The sequence below is a fragment of the Streptomyces sp. NBC_00554 genome (genome assembly GCF_041431135.1).
Taxonomy (GTDB): Bacteria; Actinomycetota; Actinomycetes; order Streptomycetales; family Streptomycetaceae; genus Streptomyces.
Genome location: NZ_CP107799.1, coordinates 6523158 through 6539605 on the forward strand (window position 1 = coordinate 6523158; position 16448 = coordinate 6539605).

Genomic DNA, 16448 nt, shown 5'->3' on the forward strand with positions numbered 1-16448 from the left:
CCTGAAGGGTTGTCACACCGCGTGAAGTGAACGGTTGTCGGGTCGCATGAACGGTTGTCGGGTCGCGTGGGCGGCTCGGGTGGAACGGCGAGGCCCCCGGCAGTGGTCACTGCCGGGGGCCTGGTCGTACGTGCGTCGGGTCAGCCGCCGTAGCCGCCGTGGCCCTTGTCGTGGTCGCTGGCGTTCACGCAGGTGTTGCCGAACGCCGGGTTCAGCAGACCGATGACGCTGACGGTGTTCCCGCACACGTTGACCGGCACGTGGATCGGGAGCTGGACGACGTTGCCCGACAGAACGCCGGGCGAGCCGACGGCCTCGGCCTGAGCACCGGCGTCCGCCATGGCCAGACCGGCTCCGCTGAGCACCACGGCACCCGTGCCGAGAGCGACACCGGCTACCTTCGCGATGCGAGACATCACGTTCTCCTTTGACTTGGTGAGTGCGACCGCACGACCGCGACCGCACTCACCCTTCAACGCGTTCACCCACCGCTGGTCACGGCGTTTCATCGGGCGATCACTCTTGGGCCGCGCCGCGGGCGCAGGAAAATCGCTTCGGCTCGCGGTATGCCCTCGATTAGCGTCGCTGATGAGCTGAGGTTCCCTGTTGGGCGATCCTGGGTTTCCGGGATCACCGGGAGGCGGTCCGTCGTGCTGGGCGGGGTGTGGACGCCTGCCGGTGGACCGTGGGCCGTCGCCGCAGGGTGCGGTGCGGGTGCTCATCGTGTGCGGCACCTGCCGCCTGTGGCGCTGCTGGCTGCGGCGATTCGGAAACTGGGGTAGCCGCCCCGCCGGACGCTTTCCGCACGGTGTGGACCCGGGCGGGGCGGGGCCCCCGCGTCGCTTTCCTGGGCACGGGGCGGATTCTCAAGGAGACCGGAATCGTGATTGCTGCTCCCACCGGCCTCGCAGTGACACGCACGCTACCGGCAGCACCATCATGCTCCTGTACCGCAGAGACACGCAGTCACTGGAAAGTGCCACAAAAGCCTGACCACACCACATTGAGCACTACCCCGTGATAGCCAGTCGCACCAAGGATGCACAGGCCATTCAGGCTGGCTCTGTCAGCCGATGTGGGGGCGCGTTGGTCAGCCCCGGCGGAGTACAGGCGAAGCTGCTCAGCCGAGTCGGCGTACCGGTGAGCCGGCCAGGAACGCCTGGATGTCCTCGACCGCGCCGGTGTAATACGCCTCGTAGTTGGCCCGCGACACATAGCCGAGGTGCGGGGTGGCCAGCAGGCGCGGGGCCGAGCGCATCGGATGGTCGGCGGGGAGTGGCTCGACGTCGAACACGTCGACGCCCGCTCCGGCGAACCGGCCTTCGTGCAGGGCGGTGAGCAGCGCGTCCTGGTCGACGATCGCCGCGCGCGAGGTGTTGACGAGGTAGGCCGTCGGCTTGAGCAGGGCCAGTTCGGCGGCGCCGATGAGGCCGCGGGTGCGGTCGCCGAGCGCGAGGTGGACGGAGACGAAGTCGCTGCTCGCGAGCAACTCCTCCTTGGAGGCGGCCAGTTCCACCCCGAACTCCTCGGCGCGTTCCTTGGTGAGGTGCCTGCTCCACGCGCTGACCCGCATGCCGAACGCGAGGCCCACCTGAGCCACCCGGCTGCCGATCTTCCCGAGCCCGAGCAGACCGAGTTGGCGGCCGTGCAGATCGGCTCCGACGGTGCTCTGCCAGGGGCCGCCCGCACGCAGCGCCTCGTTCTCCGCGACGAGCCCCCGAGCGAGGCCGAGCAGGAGCGCCCAGGTCAGCTCGACCGGGGGAGTGGAAGCGCTCGGGGTGCCGCACACGGTCACGCCCTGCGCCTCGGCGGCCGCGTAGTCGATCACCGTGTTGCGCATCCCGGAGGCGATCAGCAGCTTCAGACGGGGCAGCCGGGCCAGCAGCGACGCCGGGAAGGGCACCCGCTCCCGCAGGGTGACGACGATGTCGAAGTCCGCCAGCGCGGCGGCCAGCGCGTCCTCGTCGGCGAAGTGCCGGGCGAAACCGACGACTTCCACGTCGTCCGCGACGGGCGACCAGTCGGCGACCTCGGTCGCGACGCCCTGATAGTCGTCCAGCACGGCACACCGAAGTCGCATGTCAGGTCCCTTCCAGGCTCGACCGGACCCTACCCGAGCGAAGGAAGGGCGGCGGGGCGGGGCCCAGGGAACCTGCTCCTCCGGAAGCCGCGACGGCCGCTCGCTCCCCATGGCAGTCTGAGCACCCATGAGTGCGACCTTGGCGGTACGGAGCCTGCGCGCGGCGGTGTTCGCCGTGCTGTGTGTGCTGCTGGCCGCCGGGGGACACGGGCTGGCGACGGGAGAGGCACCCCCGTTGTGGGCGGACGGTGCCGGGGTCCTCGCCCTCTTCGCGGCAGGCTGCCTGCTGAGCGGCCGGGAGCGGTCGCTCCTCGGGATCGGCGGCGGGATGCTCGCCGCGCAGGCCGGACTGCACGTCGCCTTCGCGGCGACCCGGCCACACATGGCGATGAACATGCACGGCGCGCACATGACGCACCCGCATGCCATGACGTCCCACGCCACCGCCGCCCACCTGGCCGCCGCTCTCCTCGCGACCTGGTGGCTGCGGCGCGGTGAGGCGGCGCTGTGGTCCCTGCTGCGCAGAGCGGCGACGCTCGTCCCGGGGCTCGCGGCATGGTGGCGGGTGCAGACCGGACCGTCCCACGCCCAGCCGCGCTGGAACGCCGTATGCCGGAACGCGGCCGAGCCACGGCCACTTCGACAGGTGCTGCTGCGGCACGCCGTCTCCCGCCGGGGACCGCCGACAGGGCTCGTGTACACGCCCTGATCCCATCCCCACCAGTACGGAGCTTCCCTGATGTCCCCGATACGCACCACCCTGCGCCGGGCCGGCCTCGTCGCCGGTCTTGCCGCGGCCGGAGTCCTGGCGGCCGCGGGCGCGGCCTTCGCCCATGTGACGGTTCACCCCGAGAGCTACGCCAAGGGCGCCACGGACGGCGTTCTGACCTTCCGTGTCCCCAACGAGGAGGACACCGCCAGCACCACGAAGGTGCAGGTCTTCCTGCCCACCGACCATCCGGTCCTGGGCGTTCTGGTCACTCCCGAGGAGGGCTGGACCCCGGAGGTGACGACGACCAAGCTGAAGACCCCCGTCAAGACGGACGACGGCACGATCACCGACGCCGTCTCCGAGATCACCTGGACCGGCGGCAGGATCCGCCACGGCGAGTACCAGGACTTCAACGTCGCCTTCGGTCAACTTCCCGACGACGTGGACCAGTTGACCTTCAAGACGCTGCAGACCTACTCGGACGGAAGCGTCGCCCGCTGGATCGAGGAGGCGGAACAGGGCGGGGACGAGCCGGAGAACCCAGCGCCGGTGCTGATGCTCACGGCCAAGACCGCGGCCGACTCCGAGGAGGCCGCGTCGTCGAGCTCGGACTCGGACTCGGCTCCTGCCGCCGAGAGTTCGGCCGCGAGCAGTGACTCGACTGCTCGTGGCCTGGGGATCGCCGGCCTGGTCGTGGGCGTCCTCGGCCTGGCCGCGGCCGGCTTCGCCCTCGCGCGCGCCCGCAGCGCCCGCTCCTAGTCCGTCCCGCTCCTAGTCCGTCCCGTTCCTGGTCCGTCCTAGTCCGTCCTGTTCCGCTCCCAGTCCGCGAGCGGTTGCCGCCCCGCCGGTCTCAACTCCCCTCGGCGGGGCGGACCGCCCATCGCTGCTCCACCTTGGCCAGCCGCCAGTACGCCACGGCCGCGGCCCAGACGGCCACGAACAGGCCCACGATGATGTACCCGACGTTGCCCAGGTCGAGCCCCGCGATCCAGCCGGTGACCGAGTCGGTCAGGTCGAGCTTCTCGTGCAGGACGCTCACCAGCTCGATCGTGCCGATGAAGAAGGCCACCGCGATGGACAGGCCGGTGATGGTGAGGTTGTAGAACACCTTGCGCACCGGGTTGGAGAAGGCCCACTGGTAGGCGAAGTTCATGAACGTGCCGTCCAGGGTGTCGAACAGGCTCATCCCCGCCGCGAACAGCAGCGGCAGGCACAGGATCGCGTACCAGGGCAGGCCGGCCGCCGCGCCGCTGCCCGCCATCACCATCAGCGTGACCTCGGTGGCCGTGTCGAAGCCGAGGCCGAAGAGGAAGCCCAGCGGGTACATCTGCCCAGGACGCGTGATGGACTTGGTGAAGCGGCCGAGGATCCGGTTCATGAACCCCCGGGAATCCAGGTGCTGTTCGAGCTCGGCCTCGTCGTACGTACCGGCCCGCATCGCCCTGAAGACCCGCAGGATGCCGACCAGCGCGACGAGGTTGAGGGCGGCGATCAGGTAGAGGAACGACCCGGAGACCGTGGTGCCCATCACCCCGAGCACCTGGTGCGTACTCGAGCCCTCGTTCATGATCCGCCCGGCCAGCTGGGTGCCTCCGGCGATCAGCGCGGCGAGCAGCACCACCACGCTTGAGTGCCCCAGCGCGAACCAGAAGCCCACCGACACCGGCCGCTTCCCGTCGGCCATCAGCTTTCGGGTGGTGTTGTCGATCGCGGCGATGTGGTCGGCGTCGAAGGCATGCCGCATGCCCAGGGTGTACGCCGTGATGCCCAGGCCGATGCCGAAGGCCTTGGAGCCGACCTCGTAGTGCTCCGGCACCACGAGCAGGAACAGGATGCCGAACGCGACGACATGCAGCGCCGCGATCACTGCCAGAAGTACGGCCGTGCGCACGGTGTCCTCGCGTCGCCAGCGGAATCCGGCGGCGGGTGGGGACGACTGCGTGGGCAGGGTCATGGGGTCACGCTCCAGCACCTCGTGGATCACTTCGTGAGATGCCGTGGCCGGTCTCCTGGCTGACGGGGGTCCGCACCGTCCCGCCTTCCCGGCCGCCGGGAGGCGACCAGTGGCCGAAGTGGGACGGGGCGCCTCAAGCCGTTTGCTCCGTACACGAGTACGCCGTGTACGGACCTGGTCCGAGGCCCGATCACAGTGGCGAGGGCCGCTCCGGCCTGGGCCCCTTCGAGGACGAAGAGGCCGTCACCGGTCTTCCCGAACACCACGGCCCACCAACCGTAGGCGTGGCCGCTCTCCCCTGCAAAGCTGCACAGGTGCGCAGGTATTGAAGATCACATAGCGGTGCCTGCGAAGATGACCTCATGCACCTCGTCCCCGCCGAGCGCGCCGATCGCCGGACCATCGACGGCCACCGGGTCTGCGACGCAGTCGCCGGCATCGGTGAACCAGGGCACGTACGAGCCTGGGCCGACCGCTTCTCCCTCCTCGCGGACCCGCGTCGCCTCGCCCTGCTCCTGGCCCTGCACCGGGCCGGCCCCCTCGCCGTCTCCGACCTCGCCGTCGCGACCGGCATGAACGACCCCGCCGTGTCCCAGGCCCTGCGTCTGCTCCGTACCGCCGGGGTGGTCGAGGGCGACAAGGACGGGCGGGTCGTGCGCTACCGGGTGACCGACGGCCCGACCGCCGAACTCCTCGAGCACTGTTGAGTTGCCAAGGTGCTGTGTCGCTCAGTGCTGCTCCGGTGCCTTCTTCTTGTTGACGAAGACCAGTGCTGCGCCGCCGATCACGACGAGGGCGATCGCCACGCCCCCGATGATCGGGGTGGCGCTGGAACTGCCGGTCTCGGCGAGGTCGGTGCCGTCGCTGAAGGTCTTGACCGACGTGGCGGGGCTCGGCTCACCGGCCGTCTGGGTCGTGACGTCGCTCGTGCTGCCCTGCGTCTCGCAGTCGAGCATGCCGGTGAAACGCTTCTCGAAGCCGTTCGCGCCGATGGCCGTGAAGTCGTACGCCTGGTCCTCCTGGAGCGTCACCGTCACCACCCGGGACTCGCCTGCCGGGACGGTGTGCTCGATCCCCGCCAGCTCGAAGGTGAACGCCTCGTCGCCCTCGTTGGCAGCCGTGATGTCAACGCCGCCCCTGGCGCAGTTCTTCTCGGCTGACAGCGCGGGTATCGCGCCTTCCGTGGCCCAGGTGGCGGTCGCCGTCGCGGAGACCGTCGACTCGCTGGAGCCGGCGAGTATCTGGGTCTGGCTGCGGGTCTCCGAGGCGAAGGCCCGGCCGACGGGCACGGTCGTCGACGCCTGCACGGTCAGCGCGGCCGAACCGTCCGTGCTGTCCTCGGGCACGTCGAAGTAGAGCCGGCTGCCGTCGACCGCGGAGGTGATCACCTTGCCTTCCGCGTCCACGATCTCCACTCCGCTGGTGGCGGAGTCCGCGGGCGGAATCACCGTCACGCCGTCCGCGTTGGTGTGCACCGTGACCGGGCCGAGCTTCCCGCCGGCGTGGCCGGAGACCGCGGGCCGGTCGAGGGTCAGCGAGGCCGCGGGCTCCGCCAGGTTCTGCGCGCTCTTCTCCAGGTAGTCCGCGAGCTTCTCCGCCTGCGGGTCCACCGCGTCCACTTCGGCGCCGTCCGAGTACCGCCAGATGGCCACCTGGGTGCCGGCCGCCGCGTCCTGCTCGGTGAGACCGTCCGCTCCGGCCTTCTCGGCCAGCGCCACGAGGTTGTTCACCTGCGGATAGGAGTTCTGCAGGATCCAGCGGATCTTGCCCGCGTCCGCGTTGCCGTTCAGCGAGGTGCCGCTCCAGGAGGTCTCCTGGTACTTGGCGTCCTTCTGCGTCGGGTTGTGGAGGTCGATGCAGTAGGTCTGCAGGGTGCCGCCGTTGTCGACGGACATCTCGAACAGGCCCGCGGACACCTGCTGGTCCTCGCCGTTGGCGTCGTGTATCACGGCGGTTCCGTAGGTCTTCAGGCCGCCTATGGTGGCGGTCGCGCCACCCTGGTTCCGCGGCGTCTCGTCGGCGACGGCCGTACCGGCGGCGGCCATCGCCCCCGCGGCGACGAGCCCCGACACCAACGCCGCGGCGGCGAGGCGGGCGGCGCCTCGCCTGCGCGCGGACAACGCAGAGAACGAAGAAAGCACAGAATTCCCTTCGAGCAGGACCCGTTGACTTCGAGCAGGACCCGTTGACATGGGGGGACGGTCCCGGCAGCAGAATCAGAAGCCCCGTGATCCATGAGCTATGTCCGGCATCCTAAGGACGCGGCGCACCACGCTCCCCAGTCATGTCATCCGATAACCGATCCGACTCGGAATCGTTATCGCTCAACACGCCTGTGAGCTGCGCTTATCGACAAATCCACGAAAGCTGTTCGGAATGTACTTGTCGATAAGCCGCAGTTCGGTCAGGTCGTTTCCGGCTCTGACATCACGTCACTCCGGCCGGCTCGGGCTGAGTCTGTGGCTCCGTTTCCCAACTGGGCTCCGGCTGGGGGCTCGGAGTCGATCCGGTGTCCCCCTTGGAGGCACGTCGGAACGCCGACGTGCCTCGTGAGAGGTCGTGGCCGATCGCCACCGCGTCGATGTCCGCCGACGTCCAGCTCTGGCCGTCGCGCTGTTCGGTGCGCACCTTCAACCTGCCCTGCACCATGACGGGATCGCCCACCGACACCGATGCCCCCACATTCGTGGCGAGCGCCCGATTGGCCCACACCGTGAAGAAGTTGGTGTGTCCGTCCGTCCACGCGCTCTTCTCGCGGTCCCAGTACCGCGCCGTCACCGCCAGCCGGAACCTCGCCGACGCCCCGTTGGCCAGCTCCCGGTACACCGGTGGCGTCGCCACGTTGCCCACCGCGCACACCATCGTCTCGTTCATCCCGAACACCTCTCCCGTATCTCCCGCACGAATGCGTCTGCGGCGCCTCTCGCGCCTCTCGCGGCGACCGCATGCGCTGCGATCGCCGCGAGTTCAGACTGCCTTCGCCAGGCCGGGCCCGCTGAGCGCTGTGTGCCACCGGCCGGTTGTGGACAACCGCGTCACCCGACGGGGTGGTGCCGGTTCAGCGTTTCAGCGGGTGCCGCTTCCGCAGGCGTCGGTTCAGCGGCTCTCGGTTCAGCCGACGGAGGCGGACGCCGCCCCCGTGACCCGTACGTACTGCTCCCGGACCTCCCGGTACCGCAGCAGTTCCGCCGCCACCGGATCGAGCACGCGGGCCCTTCCGCACCCGGCGGCGGCCTCCCGCAGCCGCCGTTCCGCTTCGAGCCCATAGCGTCTGGCGGGCCCGCGCGCCGCCATCCTGCTGCTCCACTCCACGGCCGGACCGCCGATGATGCCCGCCACCATCAGCAGCACCGGCACCCCGAGATTCGGTGACGTGACGCCGATGATCTGCCCCAGCAGCCAGAGCCCGCCGATGACCTGGAGGACCGTCATCGAAGCCTGGGCGAACACGGCGACCGGCCACCAGCCCGGCCGCGGTGGCCGGCCCACCGGTGCCGTGGCGCGCGCCGCCATCTCGTCCAGCGCCTCGGGCAGCCCCTGCGCCCCGCGTGCGGCCGCCTCGCGCACCGCCTGCGCCCAGGGCGCGGGGAGCCCGTACGCCGCCCGGTCCGCCACCGTACGTACGGCCTGCTCGACGCGCTGGCGTGCCGTGGCCTCCTCGTCCGCGGGGGCACGGACGGGCAGCCGTCCGGTCGGTGGTTCGCGCCGGTCCTCGTACCAGCGCCACAGCCGCAGCCAGGGCGTGCCGCACGCGCGGTTGGCGTTGCGGCGCCACGCGCGCTCGGCCGCGTCGCCTGCCGCGACCGCACCCACCGCATCCGCGAGCCGGGCCGCGAACTCGTCGCGCGCCTCCTCGCTGAGGCCGGTCCGCCGCCCGGTCGCGTACACGGGCCGCAGCCGTGCCGCGGCGGCGTCCACGTCGGCGGAGATCCGGCGGGCGGCGGCGCCCCGCTCGGCCACGAACTGGCCGAGGGACTCGCGCAGTTCGCCGACGCCGTCCCCGGTGAGCGCCGACAGCGCGAGCACGGTCGCGCCCGGCTCGCCGTACTCGCCGAGCGCGATCCCGTCCTCGTCGAGGAGCCGCCGCAGGTCGTCGAGGACCTGGTCGGCGGCCTCACCGGGCAGCCGGTCCACCTGGTTGAGGACTACGAACATGACCTCCGCGTGACCCGCCATGGGCCGCAGATAGCGCTCATGGATGATCGCGTCCGCGTACTTCTCCGGATCCACGACCCAGATGACCGCGTCGACGAGCGCCAGGATGCGGTCCACGTGTTCGCGGTGCTGGACCGCCGCGGAGTCGTGGTCGGGCAGGTCGACCAGGACGAGGCCGCGCAGTTGTGCCTCCGCCTCCGCGCTCTGCAACGGGCGTCTGCGCAGCCGTCCGGGGATGCCGAGCCGGTCGATGAGCGTCGCCGCGCCGTCGCTCCAACTGCACGCGATGGGTGCCGCGGTGGTGGGCCTGCGTACGCCGGTCTCCGAAATGGCCACACCGGCGAGCGCGTTGAAGAGCTGCGACTTGCCGCTCCCGGTGGCCCCGGCGATGGCGACGACGGTGTGCTGCCCGGAGAGCCTGCGCCGCGCCGCCGCCTCGTCGAGGACCCGGCCCGCCTCGGCGAGCGTCCTGCTGTCGAGCCGCGTGCGGGACAGTCCCACCAGCTCGCGCAGCGCGTCGAGGCGTGAGCGCAGGGCTCCGTCGTACGCGAGAGGGGCGGGCGGGTCCTGAACGGCAGGCTTGGTCTCCACCGGTGCCGCCTGCGCGGTGGCCGTCTCGGACACGCGCCGCGCGATGAGCCCGTCGTCCCAGGCGGGGCCGCCCTCCGCGCGCGCGGACGGGTCGTCGTCCTTCACGCGTGCGTGCTCCGCTTCCTGAGGCTCCACGCGCGCGTGGACGTCCCCTGAGGGGGTGTTCTTGGGAAGCCCCTCTTCGGCGGGGGGCTCGCCGTCGCCGGTGCTCTTCTCGGCCTTGACCTTGGCATGGTCCTTGTCCTGGTCGCCCTCGTTCTGGCCCTCGCCCTTGCTCTCGTCCTCGGAACTTGCGTCCCCGGAGAGGTCGTTCTCGGATGTGCCCTCTTCGGGGGAGGCGTTTTCGAGGTGGTCCTCCCCGGGCTGGTCTGGGCGGTCGGCGTGATCCGTGTGGTCAGTGACGGCAGTCACCGCGGTCACCTCTCCTTCTGCAGTACGGACAGCGCGGCGATGAGTTCGGCCTGGGGTTCTGGATGTACGTCGAGTGCGTCGAGCGGGGCGAGACGGCGTTCGCGTTCGGTCTGCAGGGCCTTGTCGAGGTAATCGGCGAGCAGGCGTCCGCCGCGGTCGCGCAGCCGCAGGGCACTGTGCGCCCCGATCCGCTCCGCGAGCCCCTCGCCCGCGGATCGCGCCCTGCGGCCGCCGAGCAGCGCGGTGGCGACCAGTGCGGCGACCACCTCCGCGTCCTGCGCGACACTCCTGTCGAGGTCGCGCACCTCCTCCTCGGAGTACTCCTCGAGGACGCGCCGCCAGCGTCGTACGGCCATCCCGATCCTGTGCTCGGCGCTCTCCAGCGTGGGATCACGGTCGGTCAGCCCGGGAGCGCCCGCGGCCGGTTCGCGCCGCCAGGCCTCGTCCACGCGCTCGTCGGCGGCTGTCACGGAGCACAGCAGCAGCGCGCTCAGGCTCTCGACCAGCGCGTCGAGCAGTTCGCCCGCGGTGCAGTCGAGCGGATAGGCGCGCCACCGCTTGAGCGCGTCCCCGGAGAGCACGGCCCCGGCCTGCAGACGCCCCCTCACGCGCGCGTGCTCGCTGTCGTACGCCCCGTCGACGGCCGCGGTGAGCCGCAGCGCGGCGGCGTACTGCGCGGCGGCCGCGCTGGCCAGTTCGGGCATCCGCGCCTTCAGCGAGTCGAGGACTCCGTAGGCGGTACGGGCCATCGCGTCGTGCCGGGCTCCCGGGTCCTCCACCTGGTGTGTGAGCCACGTACGCAGCGGGGCGACAGCGGTGGCGGGCAACAGGCCGCCTCCCCATGCCGATTCGGGCAGCTCGGGGACGGTGAAGCGGGGCACCTCGCCGAGTCCGGCCTTCGCGAGCAGCGCGCCGTACTGTCGCGAGACTTCGGACACCACCTGGTGGGGCACCCGGTCGAGCACGGTGACCAGGGTCGCCTTGTGCTCCTTTGCCGTACGCAGCAGATGCCACGGCACGGCGTCGGCGTACCTGGCGGCAGTGGTGACCATGACCCAGATGTCGGCCGAGCAGATCAGTTCGGCGGCGAGTACGCGATTGTCGGCGACCAGGGAGTCGATGTCGGGGGCGTCGAGGAGAGCGAGGCCGCGGGGGAGGGTGTCCGCGGTCTCGATCCGCAGCACCCGTTCCCCGCGTTCGGTGAGCGCGGGCAGGTCGTCGCCGGGCTCCTGATGGGGCACCCACACGCGCGTGAGGTCGGGCAGTACCCGCATCCCGCTGAACCAGTGATGGTCCTCCGGGTGGCACACCAGCACCGGCGTGCGGGTCGTCGGCCGCAGCACGCCCGCCTCGCTGACCCGGCGCCCCACAAGGGAGTTGACCAGCGTCGACTTCCCGGCGCCGGTCGAACCTCCGATGACGGCGAGGAGGGGTGCTTCGGGTTCTCTCAACCGGGGCACCAAATAGTCGTCGAGCTGTGCGAGTAGTTCGTCGCGGTTGGCACGCGCGCGTGGAGCCCCCGCCAGGGGCAGCGGGAAGCGTGCGGCGGCGACACGGTCGCGCAGGGCGGAGAGTGCGTCGAGCAGCTGAGGCCGTACGTCCAAGGTCACCACATGCGAAGAATGCCCAATTTTGGAGTCTTTCTGAAGCATATGGGTATGTCTGCGCGCCGACAGGACACACGGGACGGAAGGGATGACCGGGGGCGCAGGCATAACGAGTGCACAACACCCGATGCGTGAGACGCCAAAAGCGGTGCACGATTCGTACCCGCCTGCGATTATCAGGACCGCTTCACTGAACCTCCACATCGAGCCACGGAGGCGAAGCGAGCGGGTCGGGGATTCTGGAGCCCTATCCTTGTCCCCGGCAAGGTCAGGGATCAGCCCACACCCGGGCACCAGGACAAAGGCCGCCACACCCGGCCCCCGTAGCTCAGTGGATAGAGCAGGCGCCTTCTAAGCGCTTGGCCGCAGGTTCGAGTCCTGCCGGGGGCGCAAGTCTCCGCCCTCCCTCCGGGAGGGCTTTTTGGTGGTTGGGGTGGGGCCTCCGCGCAGGCGGCGTGTGAGGTCGGCGGCGGCTTCCGGCCACTGGGGGTGGTCGAAGGCGAAGCCGGCTTCGAGTAGGCGGCCGGGGGTGACGCGGCGGCTCTTCAGCAGGAGTTCGGTGTCCGAGCGCAGGGCGAACGCGCCCAGTTCCGCCATCCACTTGGTTGCGGGCAGGCCCACGGGGACACCCCAGGCGGCGCGCAGTGCGCGCATGAACGTGCGCTGCGGGAGCGGGGCGGGGGCGGAGAGGTTCACCGGGCCGGCGAGGTCCTCCCGGGCGGCCAGGAATTCGACTGCGCGGACGAAGTCGTGGTCGTGGATCCAGGAGACGTACTGGGCGCCGCCCGCGACCGGGCCGCCGAGGCCGAGTCGCGCCAGCCGGAGCAGGACGTCGAAGACGCCGCCGCGGTCGGGGCTCATGACCATGGCCGAGCGCAGGGCGACCTTGCGGGTGTGCGGGGTTTTGGCTTGTTCTTGCGTACGTTCCCAGGCTTTGGCGATCTCGACGCTGTAGGCCCAGTAGTCCGGGACGCCGGGTTCGGTGCCGCCGATCACGCCGGTCGCCTCGTCGTTGGGTGCGTCGAAGCGGTGGGCGTAGACGGTGGCGGTGCTCATCTGCAGCCAGAGCGGAGGAGGTTGCTCGGCGGCCGCGATGGCCTCACCGACGACCCGGGTGGAGTGCACGCGCGAGTCCATCATCGCCCGCAGGTTGGCCGGGGTGTAACGGCAGCTGACGCTGCGTCCGGCGAGGTTGATGACGATGTCGCTGCCGTCGATCTCCTTGGCCCAGGGGCCCAGTGTCTCGCCGTCCCAGCGGATTTCGCGGTCGCGCGTCGGCCGTCTGGTCAGGACCACGACCTCATGGCCCACGGCGGTCAGTGCGCGGTTCAGGATGGTTCCTACCTGCCCGGTCCCTCCGGGTATGACTACCTTCATCGGGCTCCCCCTCGTTGCGCGACGGCGTGCGGGGCGAGCATATCCCAGATAATTGAACATGTTCAAAAACGCGATGAGCCCGAGAGACGCGGAAGGCCCGGCCGGGACATCCCGGCCGGGCCTTCCGCGTAAAGCAGGGTCAGACCTTGGCCGGTGCCCGCCTCTCCTCGGCGGGCCCGCCCTCGGAGATGCCCAGCCGCTCGTGCACCGCGCGCAGCGGCTTCGGCGCGTACCAGGCCGTACGGCCGAGCAGCCGCATGGCCGCCGGAACCAGGACCCCGCGTACGGCCACCGCGTCGATCAGGATCGCCAGGCCGCTGCCCAGCCCGAACATCTGGATGAAGCTGACATTGGCCGTGCCGAAGGCGAAGAAGCTCACCGCGAGCAGGCCGGCTGCCATGGTCACGATGCGGCCGGTGTGGGAGAGCCCGCTGGTGACGGCGGTCTCCGTGTCGGCGCCCGCGTCGTGCAGCTCCTTGATCCGGCTGGTCACGAACACCTCGTAGTCCATGGACAGTCCGAAGGCGATGCAGAACATGAGCACGGTCATCGAGGTGTCCATCGGCTGCGGAGTGAAGCCGAGCAGCGAGGACAGATGGCCGTCCTGGAAGATCCACACCATGACGCCGATCGCCGCGGTGAGGCTGATGCCGTTGAGGACCAGTGCCCGCAGGGGCTGGACCACGCTGCCGGTGAAGAGGAAGAGGATCACGAACGTGGTGCCCGCCACGAGGCCGATGGCGAACGGGAGCCGGTCGGCGATCGAGGCCTTGGCGTCGATGAGCCGCGCGTCGTTGCCGCCGACCAGTGCCTCGGTCCCGGCGGGTGGGTCGATGGCCCGAATGTCCGTGACCAGGTTCTGCGCCTCGTCCGAGTGGGGAGTGAGGTCGCTGATCACGGCGATCCGCTGGGCGTCGGGCCGGCCGAGCGCTGCGGCGGCCGGGCCGGGCGGGGTGGACCGGCCGTCGCTGAAGGTGCCGGCGGAGGTCTCCACACGGGCCGCGCCGTCGAGCCGCGACAGGTCGGTCGCGTACGCGCTCAGCTCGGCCGGGGCCACCGGGCCTGTCGTGACGATCTGCACCGCCGACTCGTCGCTGCCGGTGAAGTCGTTCTGCACCGCGGTGGCGACCTGCCGGCTCTGCGCGCTCTCCGGCAGCACCCGCTCGTCCGGCGTGCCGAAGACGACGCCGAGCAGCGGACTCGCCGCGAGCAGCAGGATCGCGAGGACCGGCAGTGCGGTCAGGGCGGGCCTGCGCATGACCGTACGGGCCAGCCGGCCCCAGAGCGGTGCCTCGGCGCTGCGCACGGTCTTCGCCCAGGGCAGCCGGCCGTTGTTGACCCGGTGGCCGAGTACGGCGAGCAGTGCCGGTACGACCAGCAGGGCGCTGACGGCTGCGATGACCACGACGCCGATGCCGGCGTAGGCGAACGAGCGCAGGAAGTACTGCGGGAAGACCAGCAGGGCGGAGAGCGCGATGGCGACGGTCGCCGCGGCGAAGGTGATGGTCCGCCCGGCCGTCCTCACCGTGTGCCGGAGCGCTTCGGGGACCTCGGCGCCCTCCGCGAGGTGCTCGCGGAACCGGCTGATCATGAGCAGTGCGTAGTCGATGCCGAGGCCGAGGCCGAGGGCGGTGGTGAGGTTGATGGAGAACACCGACACGTCGGTGAGGCTGCCGAGGACGTAGAGCTCGGCGAAGGTGCCGACGATCGCGATCAGCCCGATGACCAGCGGAATCAGCGCCGCGACGACGCTGCCGAAGGCGATCACGAGCAGGATGAGGATCAGTGGCACGGCGATCGCCTCGGCCACCGCGAGGTCCTTGGCGACCTGGCTGGGTATCTCGTTGCCGACCGCGGCCGCTCCGCCCGCCTGCACGGTCAGCCCGTCGCGGTCGCCGGTGTACTCGTCGATGATCGCCGAGGCGTTGTCGGCCTGCTCGGTCTCGTCGCCCTTGATGTGGGCCAGTACCAGCGCCTCGTTCCCGTCCCGGGAGGTCAGCGAGGAGGCGCCGGTGTCCCAGTACGAGATCACGTTCGCCACGGTCGGCTCGCCCTTGAGGTCCGAGGTGAGGGCGGAGCCGGCGCGCTCGGCGGCGCCGGAGCCGATGTCGCCGTCGTCGGCCCGGACCAGCAGGACCAGGTTGCTCTCCCCTCCGAACTTCTCGTCGATGAGCTGCTGAGCGCGCGTCGAGGGCGCGCTCGGATCCTCGAAGCCGCCGCCCAGGAGCTTGCCGAACGCCCCGAAGCCGATGACCGCCATGGCGACGACAGCCACCGCGGTGAGTATCAGTACGAGCCGCCCCCTGCGGAGGGCAAGCTCCGAAATCCGGTCGTACATGGTCTTCACCTCTTGATGTTTACGCTATTAACATTGACGATGGCACACGATGTTAACGGCGTCAACTTCAAGATGTCGGCCACTTCGACTTCGGGCAGGATGGGGTCATGGGATCGATCACGGACGGCAAGTCCCGCTACCACCACGGCGACCTGCGCAACGCGCTGATCGAGGCCGCCCTCGAACTCGCGGCCGAAGGCGGCCCCGAACGCGTCGTGCTGCGCGAGGCGGCCCGCAGCGTCGGCGTGTCACCCACCGCCGCGTACCGCCACTTCAGCGGCCAGGTGGACCTCCTGGAGGCCGTGAAGACCCGCGGCCAGCTGGCGCTCGCCGATTCGATGGTCGAGGCCGTACGTGCACTGCCCGCACTCGACGATCCGGGCGAGGAGGCCGTGCGCAGGACCGAGGCGATCGGGCGCGGGTATGTACGTTTCGCGATCGAGCACCCCGGGCTCTACCGCACCGCCTTCTGCCGCACGACACCGGAGGACGGTGACTTCGCCGGCCTCGAAATCCCCGAGGAAAGACCGGAGTTCGCGGCGTTCGCGCTGCTCTCGGAGACGCTCGACGTGCTTGCGGCGACGGGCCGGATGCGGCCGGAGAACCGGCCCGCGGCCGAGGTCGCCGCGTGGTCGACCGTCCACGGCCTGTCGCTGCTCATCCTCGACGGCCCGCTCGCCCACCTGCCCGCCGACCAGCGCGACGCGGTGATCGAGCGCACGCTCACGGCCATCGTCGCGGGGCTTACGCGTTAGGCGGCGGGGGCTGGCTCACGCGTTGAGCAGCGGGGCTCGCGCGCTTGGGCAGCGCGGCCCAAGCGTTGGACAGGCGTCAGCCGGTCGGACCGGTCGAGGTTCCTGTGCCCGCCCGGCCCGGACCGGCTCACGTCACGTCACGTCACGTCACCTCACGTCAACGGATGCGACGTCCTGCCCGACTCCTCGTCGATCTCGTCGTGCGCCTTGGTCAGCAGCTTCATCGCCAGTTCGTTGAGCGCCCTGCCACCCGCGACCTCCTCGCCGACCCTCGGCTGGTTCGAGTCGGAGGGGTGGCGGCTCGCGTACCCGTGGGCGCGCACCTCGCTCCCGTCCGGGAGCCGTACCAGTGCGGCGGCGCGCGTGCGGTGAGCGTCTTCCTCGAATTCCAGCTCCACGTGCCATCCGACAGCGGTCTGCGTCATCACGATCACCTCCGGGTCCCTGCCCGTCGACGGTCCCCTGTCT

14 protein-coding genes, 1 tRNA gene and 1 riboswitch are annotated in these 16448 nt (G+C 70.6%); of the genes, 5 read left to right on the top strand and 10 right to left on the bottom strand.

Features of this window, described 5'->3' with window-relative positions:
- Positions 1 to 140: 140 nt before the first annotated feature.
- Positions 141 to 416, bottom strand: coding sequence for a chaplin (locus OG266_RS28775; protein WP_266462018.1), 276 nt, complete (start codon positions 414 to 416; stop codon positions 141 to 143).
- Positions 417 to 1120: 704 nt separating this feature from the next.
- Complete coding sequence (locus tag OG266_RS28780; protein WP_371549078.1) at positions 1121 to 2080, bottom strand: D-2-hydroxyacid dehydrogenase family protein; 960 nt, start codon at positions 2078 to 2080, stop codon at positions 1121 to 1123.
- A 127-nt stretch (positions 2081 to 2207) separates the two neighbouring features.
- Between OG266_RS28780 and OG266_RS28785 the strand changes: the two genes are divergently transcribed.
- Together OG266_RS28785 and OG266_RS28790 are read left to right on the top strand one after the other, a co-directional pair.
- Positions 2208 to 2789, top strand: a complete 582-nt coding sequence (locus tag OG266_RS28785) for a hypothetical protein (protein WP_371549079.1) — start codon at positions 2208 to 2210, stop codon at positions 2787 to 2789.
- A 30-nt stretch (positions 2790 to 2819) separates the two neighbouring features.
- Entirely contained in the window at positions 2820 to 3551 is a 732-nt protein-coding gene (locus OG266_RS28790; RefSeq protein WP_371549080.1) for a YcnI family protein, read from the top strand.
- A gap of 91 nt (positions 3552 to 3642) precedes the next feature.
- Here OG266_RS28790 and OG266_RS28795 read toward each other — a convergent pair whose 3' ends face one another.
- Entirely contained in the window at positions 3643 to 4746 is a 1104-nt protein-coding gene (locus OG266_RS28795) for a HoxN/HupN/NixA family nickel/cobalt transporter (RefSeq protein ID WP_266462033.1), read from the bottom strand.
- A 27-nt stretch (positions 4747 to 4773) separates the two neighbouring features.
- Positions 4774 to 5028: riboswitch (cobalamin riboswitch) on the bottom strand.
- Between the two features lie 80 nt (positions 5029 to 5108).
- Here OG266_RS28795 and OG266_RS28800 point away from each other — a divergent pair.
- Positions 5109 to 5453: a winged helix-turn-helix domain-containing protein gene (locus OG266_RS28800; RefSeq protein WP_371549082.1), complete on the top strand. Its 345-nt coding sequence runs from the start codon at positions 5109 to 5111 to the stop codon at positions 5451 to 5453.
- 21 nt (positions 5454 to 5474) lie between these two features.
- Here OG266_RS28800 and OG266_RS28805 read toward each other — a convergent pair whose 3' ends face one another.
- The 4 genes from OG266_RS28805 to OG266_RS28820 form a co-directional block, all read right to left on the bottom strand.
- Entirely contained in the window at positions 5475 to 6887 is a 1413-nt protein-coding gene (locus tag OG266_RS28805; protein WP_266462036.1) for a Cys-Gln thioester bond-forming surface protein, read from the bottom strand.
- Positions 6888 to 7173: 286 nt separating this feature from the next.
- Complete coding sequence (locus OG266_RS28810) at positions 7174 to 7620, bottom strand: single-stranded DNA-binding protein (RefSeq protein ID WP_266462038.1); 447 nt, start codon at positions 7618 to 7620, stop codon at positions 7174 to 7176.
- A gap of 237 nt (positions 7621 to 7857) precedes the next feature.
- Positions 7858 to 9597 (bottom strand): GTPase, encoded by a 1740-nt coding sequence (locus tag OG266_RS28815; RefSeq protein WP_371552998.1) that lies wholly within the window; start codon positions 9595 to 9597, stop codon positions 7858 to 7860.
- A 311-nt stretch (positions 9598 to 9908) separates the two neighbouring features.
- Positions 9909 to 11516 (bottom strand): dynamin family protein, encoded by a 1608-nt coding sequence (locus tag OG266_RS28820; protein WP_266462043.1) that lies wholly within the window; start codon positions 11514 to 11516, stop codon positions 9909 to 9911.
- Positions 11517 to 11827: 311 nt separating this feature from the next.
- On the opposite strand from OG266_RS28820, the gene OG266_RS28825 reads away from it, so the two are divergent.
- Positions 11828 to 11900, top strand: a tRNA-Arg gene (locus OG266_RS28825).
- Here the strand turns inward: OG266_RS28825 and OG266_RS28830 are convergent.
- A complete protein-coding gene (locus tag OG266_RS28830) occupies positions 11862 to 12887 on the bottom strand; it encodes a TIGR01777 family oxidoreductase (RefSeq protein ID WP_371553000.1) in 1026 nt (341 codons plus the stop codon). The genes OG266_RS28825 and OG266_RS28830 overlap by 39 nt on opposite strands.
- 139 nt (positions 12888 to 13026) lie before the next feature.
- The gene (locus tag OG266_RS28835) at positions 13027 to 15225 is read right to left on the bottom strand and encodes an MMPL family transporter (protein ID WP_371549085.1); all 2199 of its coding nucleotides are present in this window, start codon (positions 15223 to 15225) and stop codon (positions 13027 to 13029) included.
- A 107-nt stretch (positions 15226 to 15332) separates the two neighbouring features.
- Between OG266_RS28835 and OG266_RS28840 the strand changes: the two genes are divergently transcribed.
- Complete coding sequence (locus tag OG266_RS28840) at positions 15333 to 15980, top strand: TetR/AcrR family transcriptional regulator (protein WP_371549087.1); 648 nt, start codon at positions 15333 to 15335, stop codon at positions 15978 to 15980.
- A gap of 152 nt (positions 15981 to 16132) precedes the next feature.
- Here OG266_RS28840 and OG266_RS28845 read toward each other — a convergent pair whose 3' ends face one another.
- Complete coding sequence (locus OG266_RS28845) at positions 16133 to 16405, bottom strand: DUF1876 domain-containing protein (protein WP_266462051.1); 273 nt, start codon at positions 16403 to 16405, stop codon at positions 16133 to 16135.
- Positions 16406 to 16448: the final 43 nt, after the last annotated feature.

What these genes read in the sequence shown, in the direction of transcription:
- OG266_RS28790 (WP_371549080.1), top strand. Translation starts at nt 2,820, where the DNA reads ATGTCCCCGATACGCACCACCCTGCGCCGGGCCGGCCTCGTCGCCGGT.
- OG266_RS28830 (WP_371553000.1), bottom strand. Translation starts at nt 12,887, where the DNA reads ATGAAGGTAGTCATACCCGGAGGGACCGGGCAGGTAGGAACCATCCTG.
- OG266_RS28810 (WP_266462038.1), bottom strand. Translation starts at nt 7,620, where the DNA reads ATGAACGAGACGATGGTGTGCGCGGTGGGCAACGTGGCGACGCCACCG.
- OG266_RS28775 (WP_266462018.1), bottom strand. Translation starts at nt 416, where the DNA reads ATGTCTCGCATCGCGAAGGTAGCCGGTGTCGCTCTCGGCACGGGTGCC.
- OG266_RS28845 (WP_266462051.1), bottom strand. Translation starts at nt 16,405, where the DNA reads ATGACGCAGACCGCTGTCGGATGGCACGTGGAGCTGGAATTCGAGGAA.
- OG266_RS28785 (WP_371549079.1), top strand. Translation starts at nt 2,208, where the DNA reads ATGAGTGCGACCTTGGCGGTACGGAGCCTGCGCGCGGCGGTGTTCGCC.
- OG266_RS28795 (WP_266462033.1), bottom strand. Translation starts at nt 4,746, where the DNA reads ATGACCCTGCCCACGCAGTCGTCCCCACCCGCCGCCGGATTCCGCTGG.
- OG266_RS28780 (WP_371549078.1), bottom strand. Translation starts at nt 2,080, where the DNA reads ATGCGACTTCGGTGTGCCGTGCTGGACGACTATCAGGGCGTCGCGACC.
- OG266_RS28835 (WP_371549085.1), bottom strand. Translation starts at nt 15,225, where the DNA reads ATGTACGACCGGATTTCGGAGCTTGCCCTCCGCAGGGGGCGGCTCGTA.
- OG266_RS28800 (WP_371549082.1), top strand. Translation starts at nt 5,109, where the DNA reads ATGCACCTCGTCCCCGCCGAGCGCGCCGATCGCCGGACCATCGACGGC.
- OG266_RS28840 (WP_371549087.1), top strand. Translation starts at nt 15,333, where the DNA reads ATGGGATCGATCACGGACGGCAAGTCCCGCTACCACCACGGCGACCTG.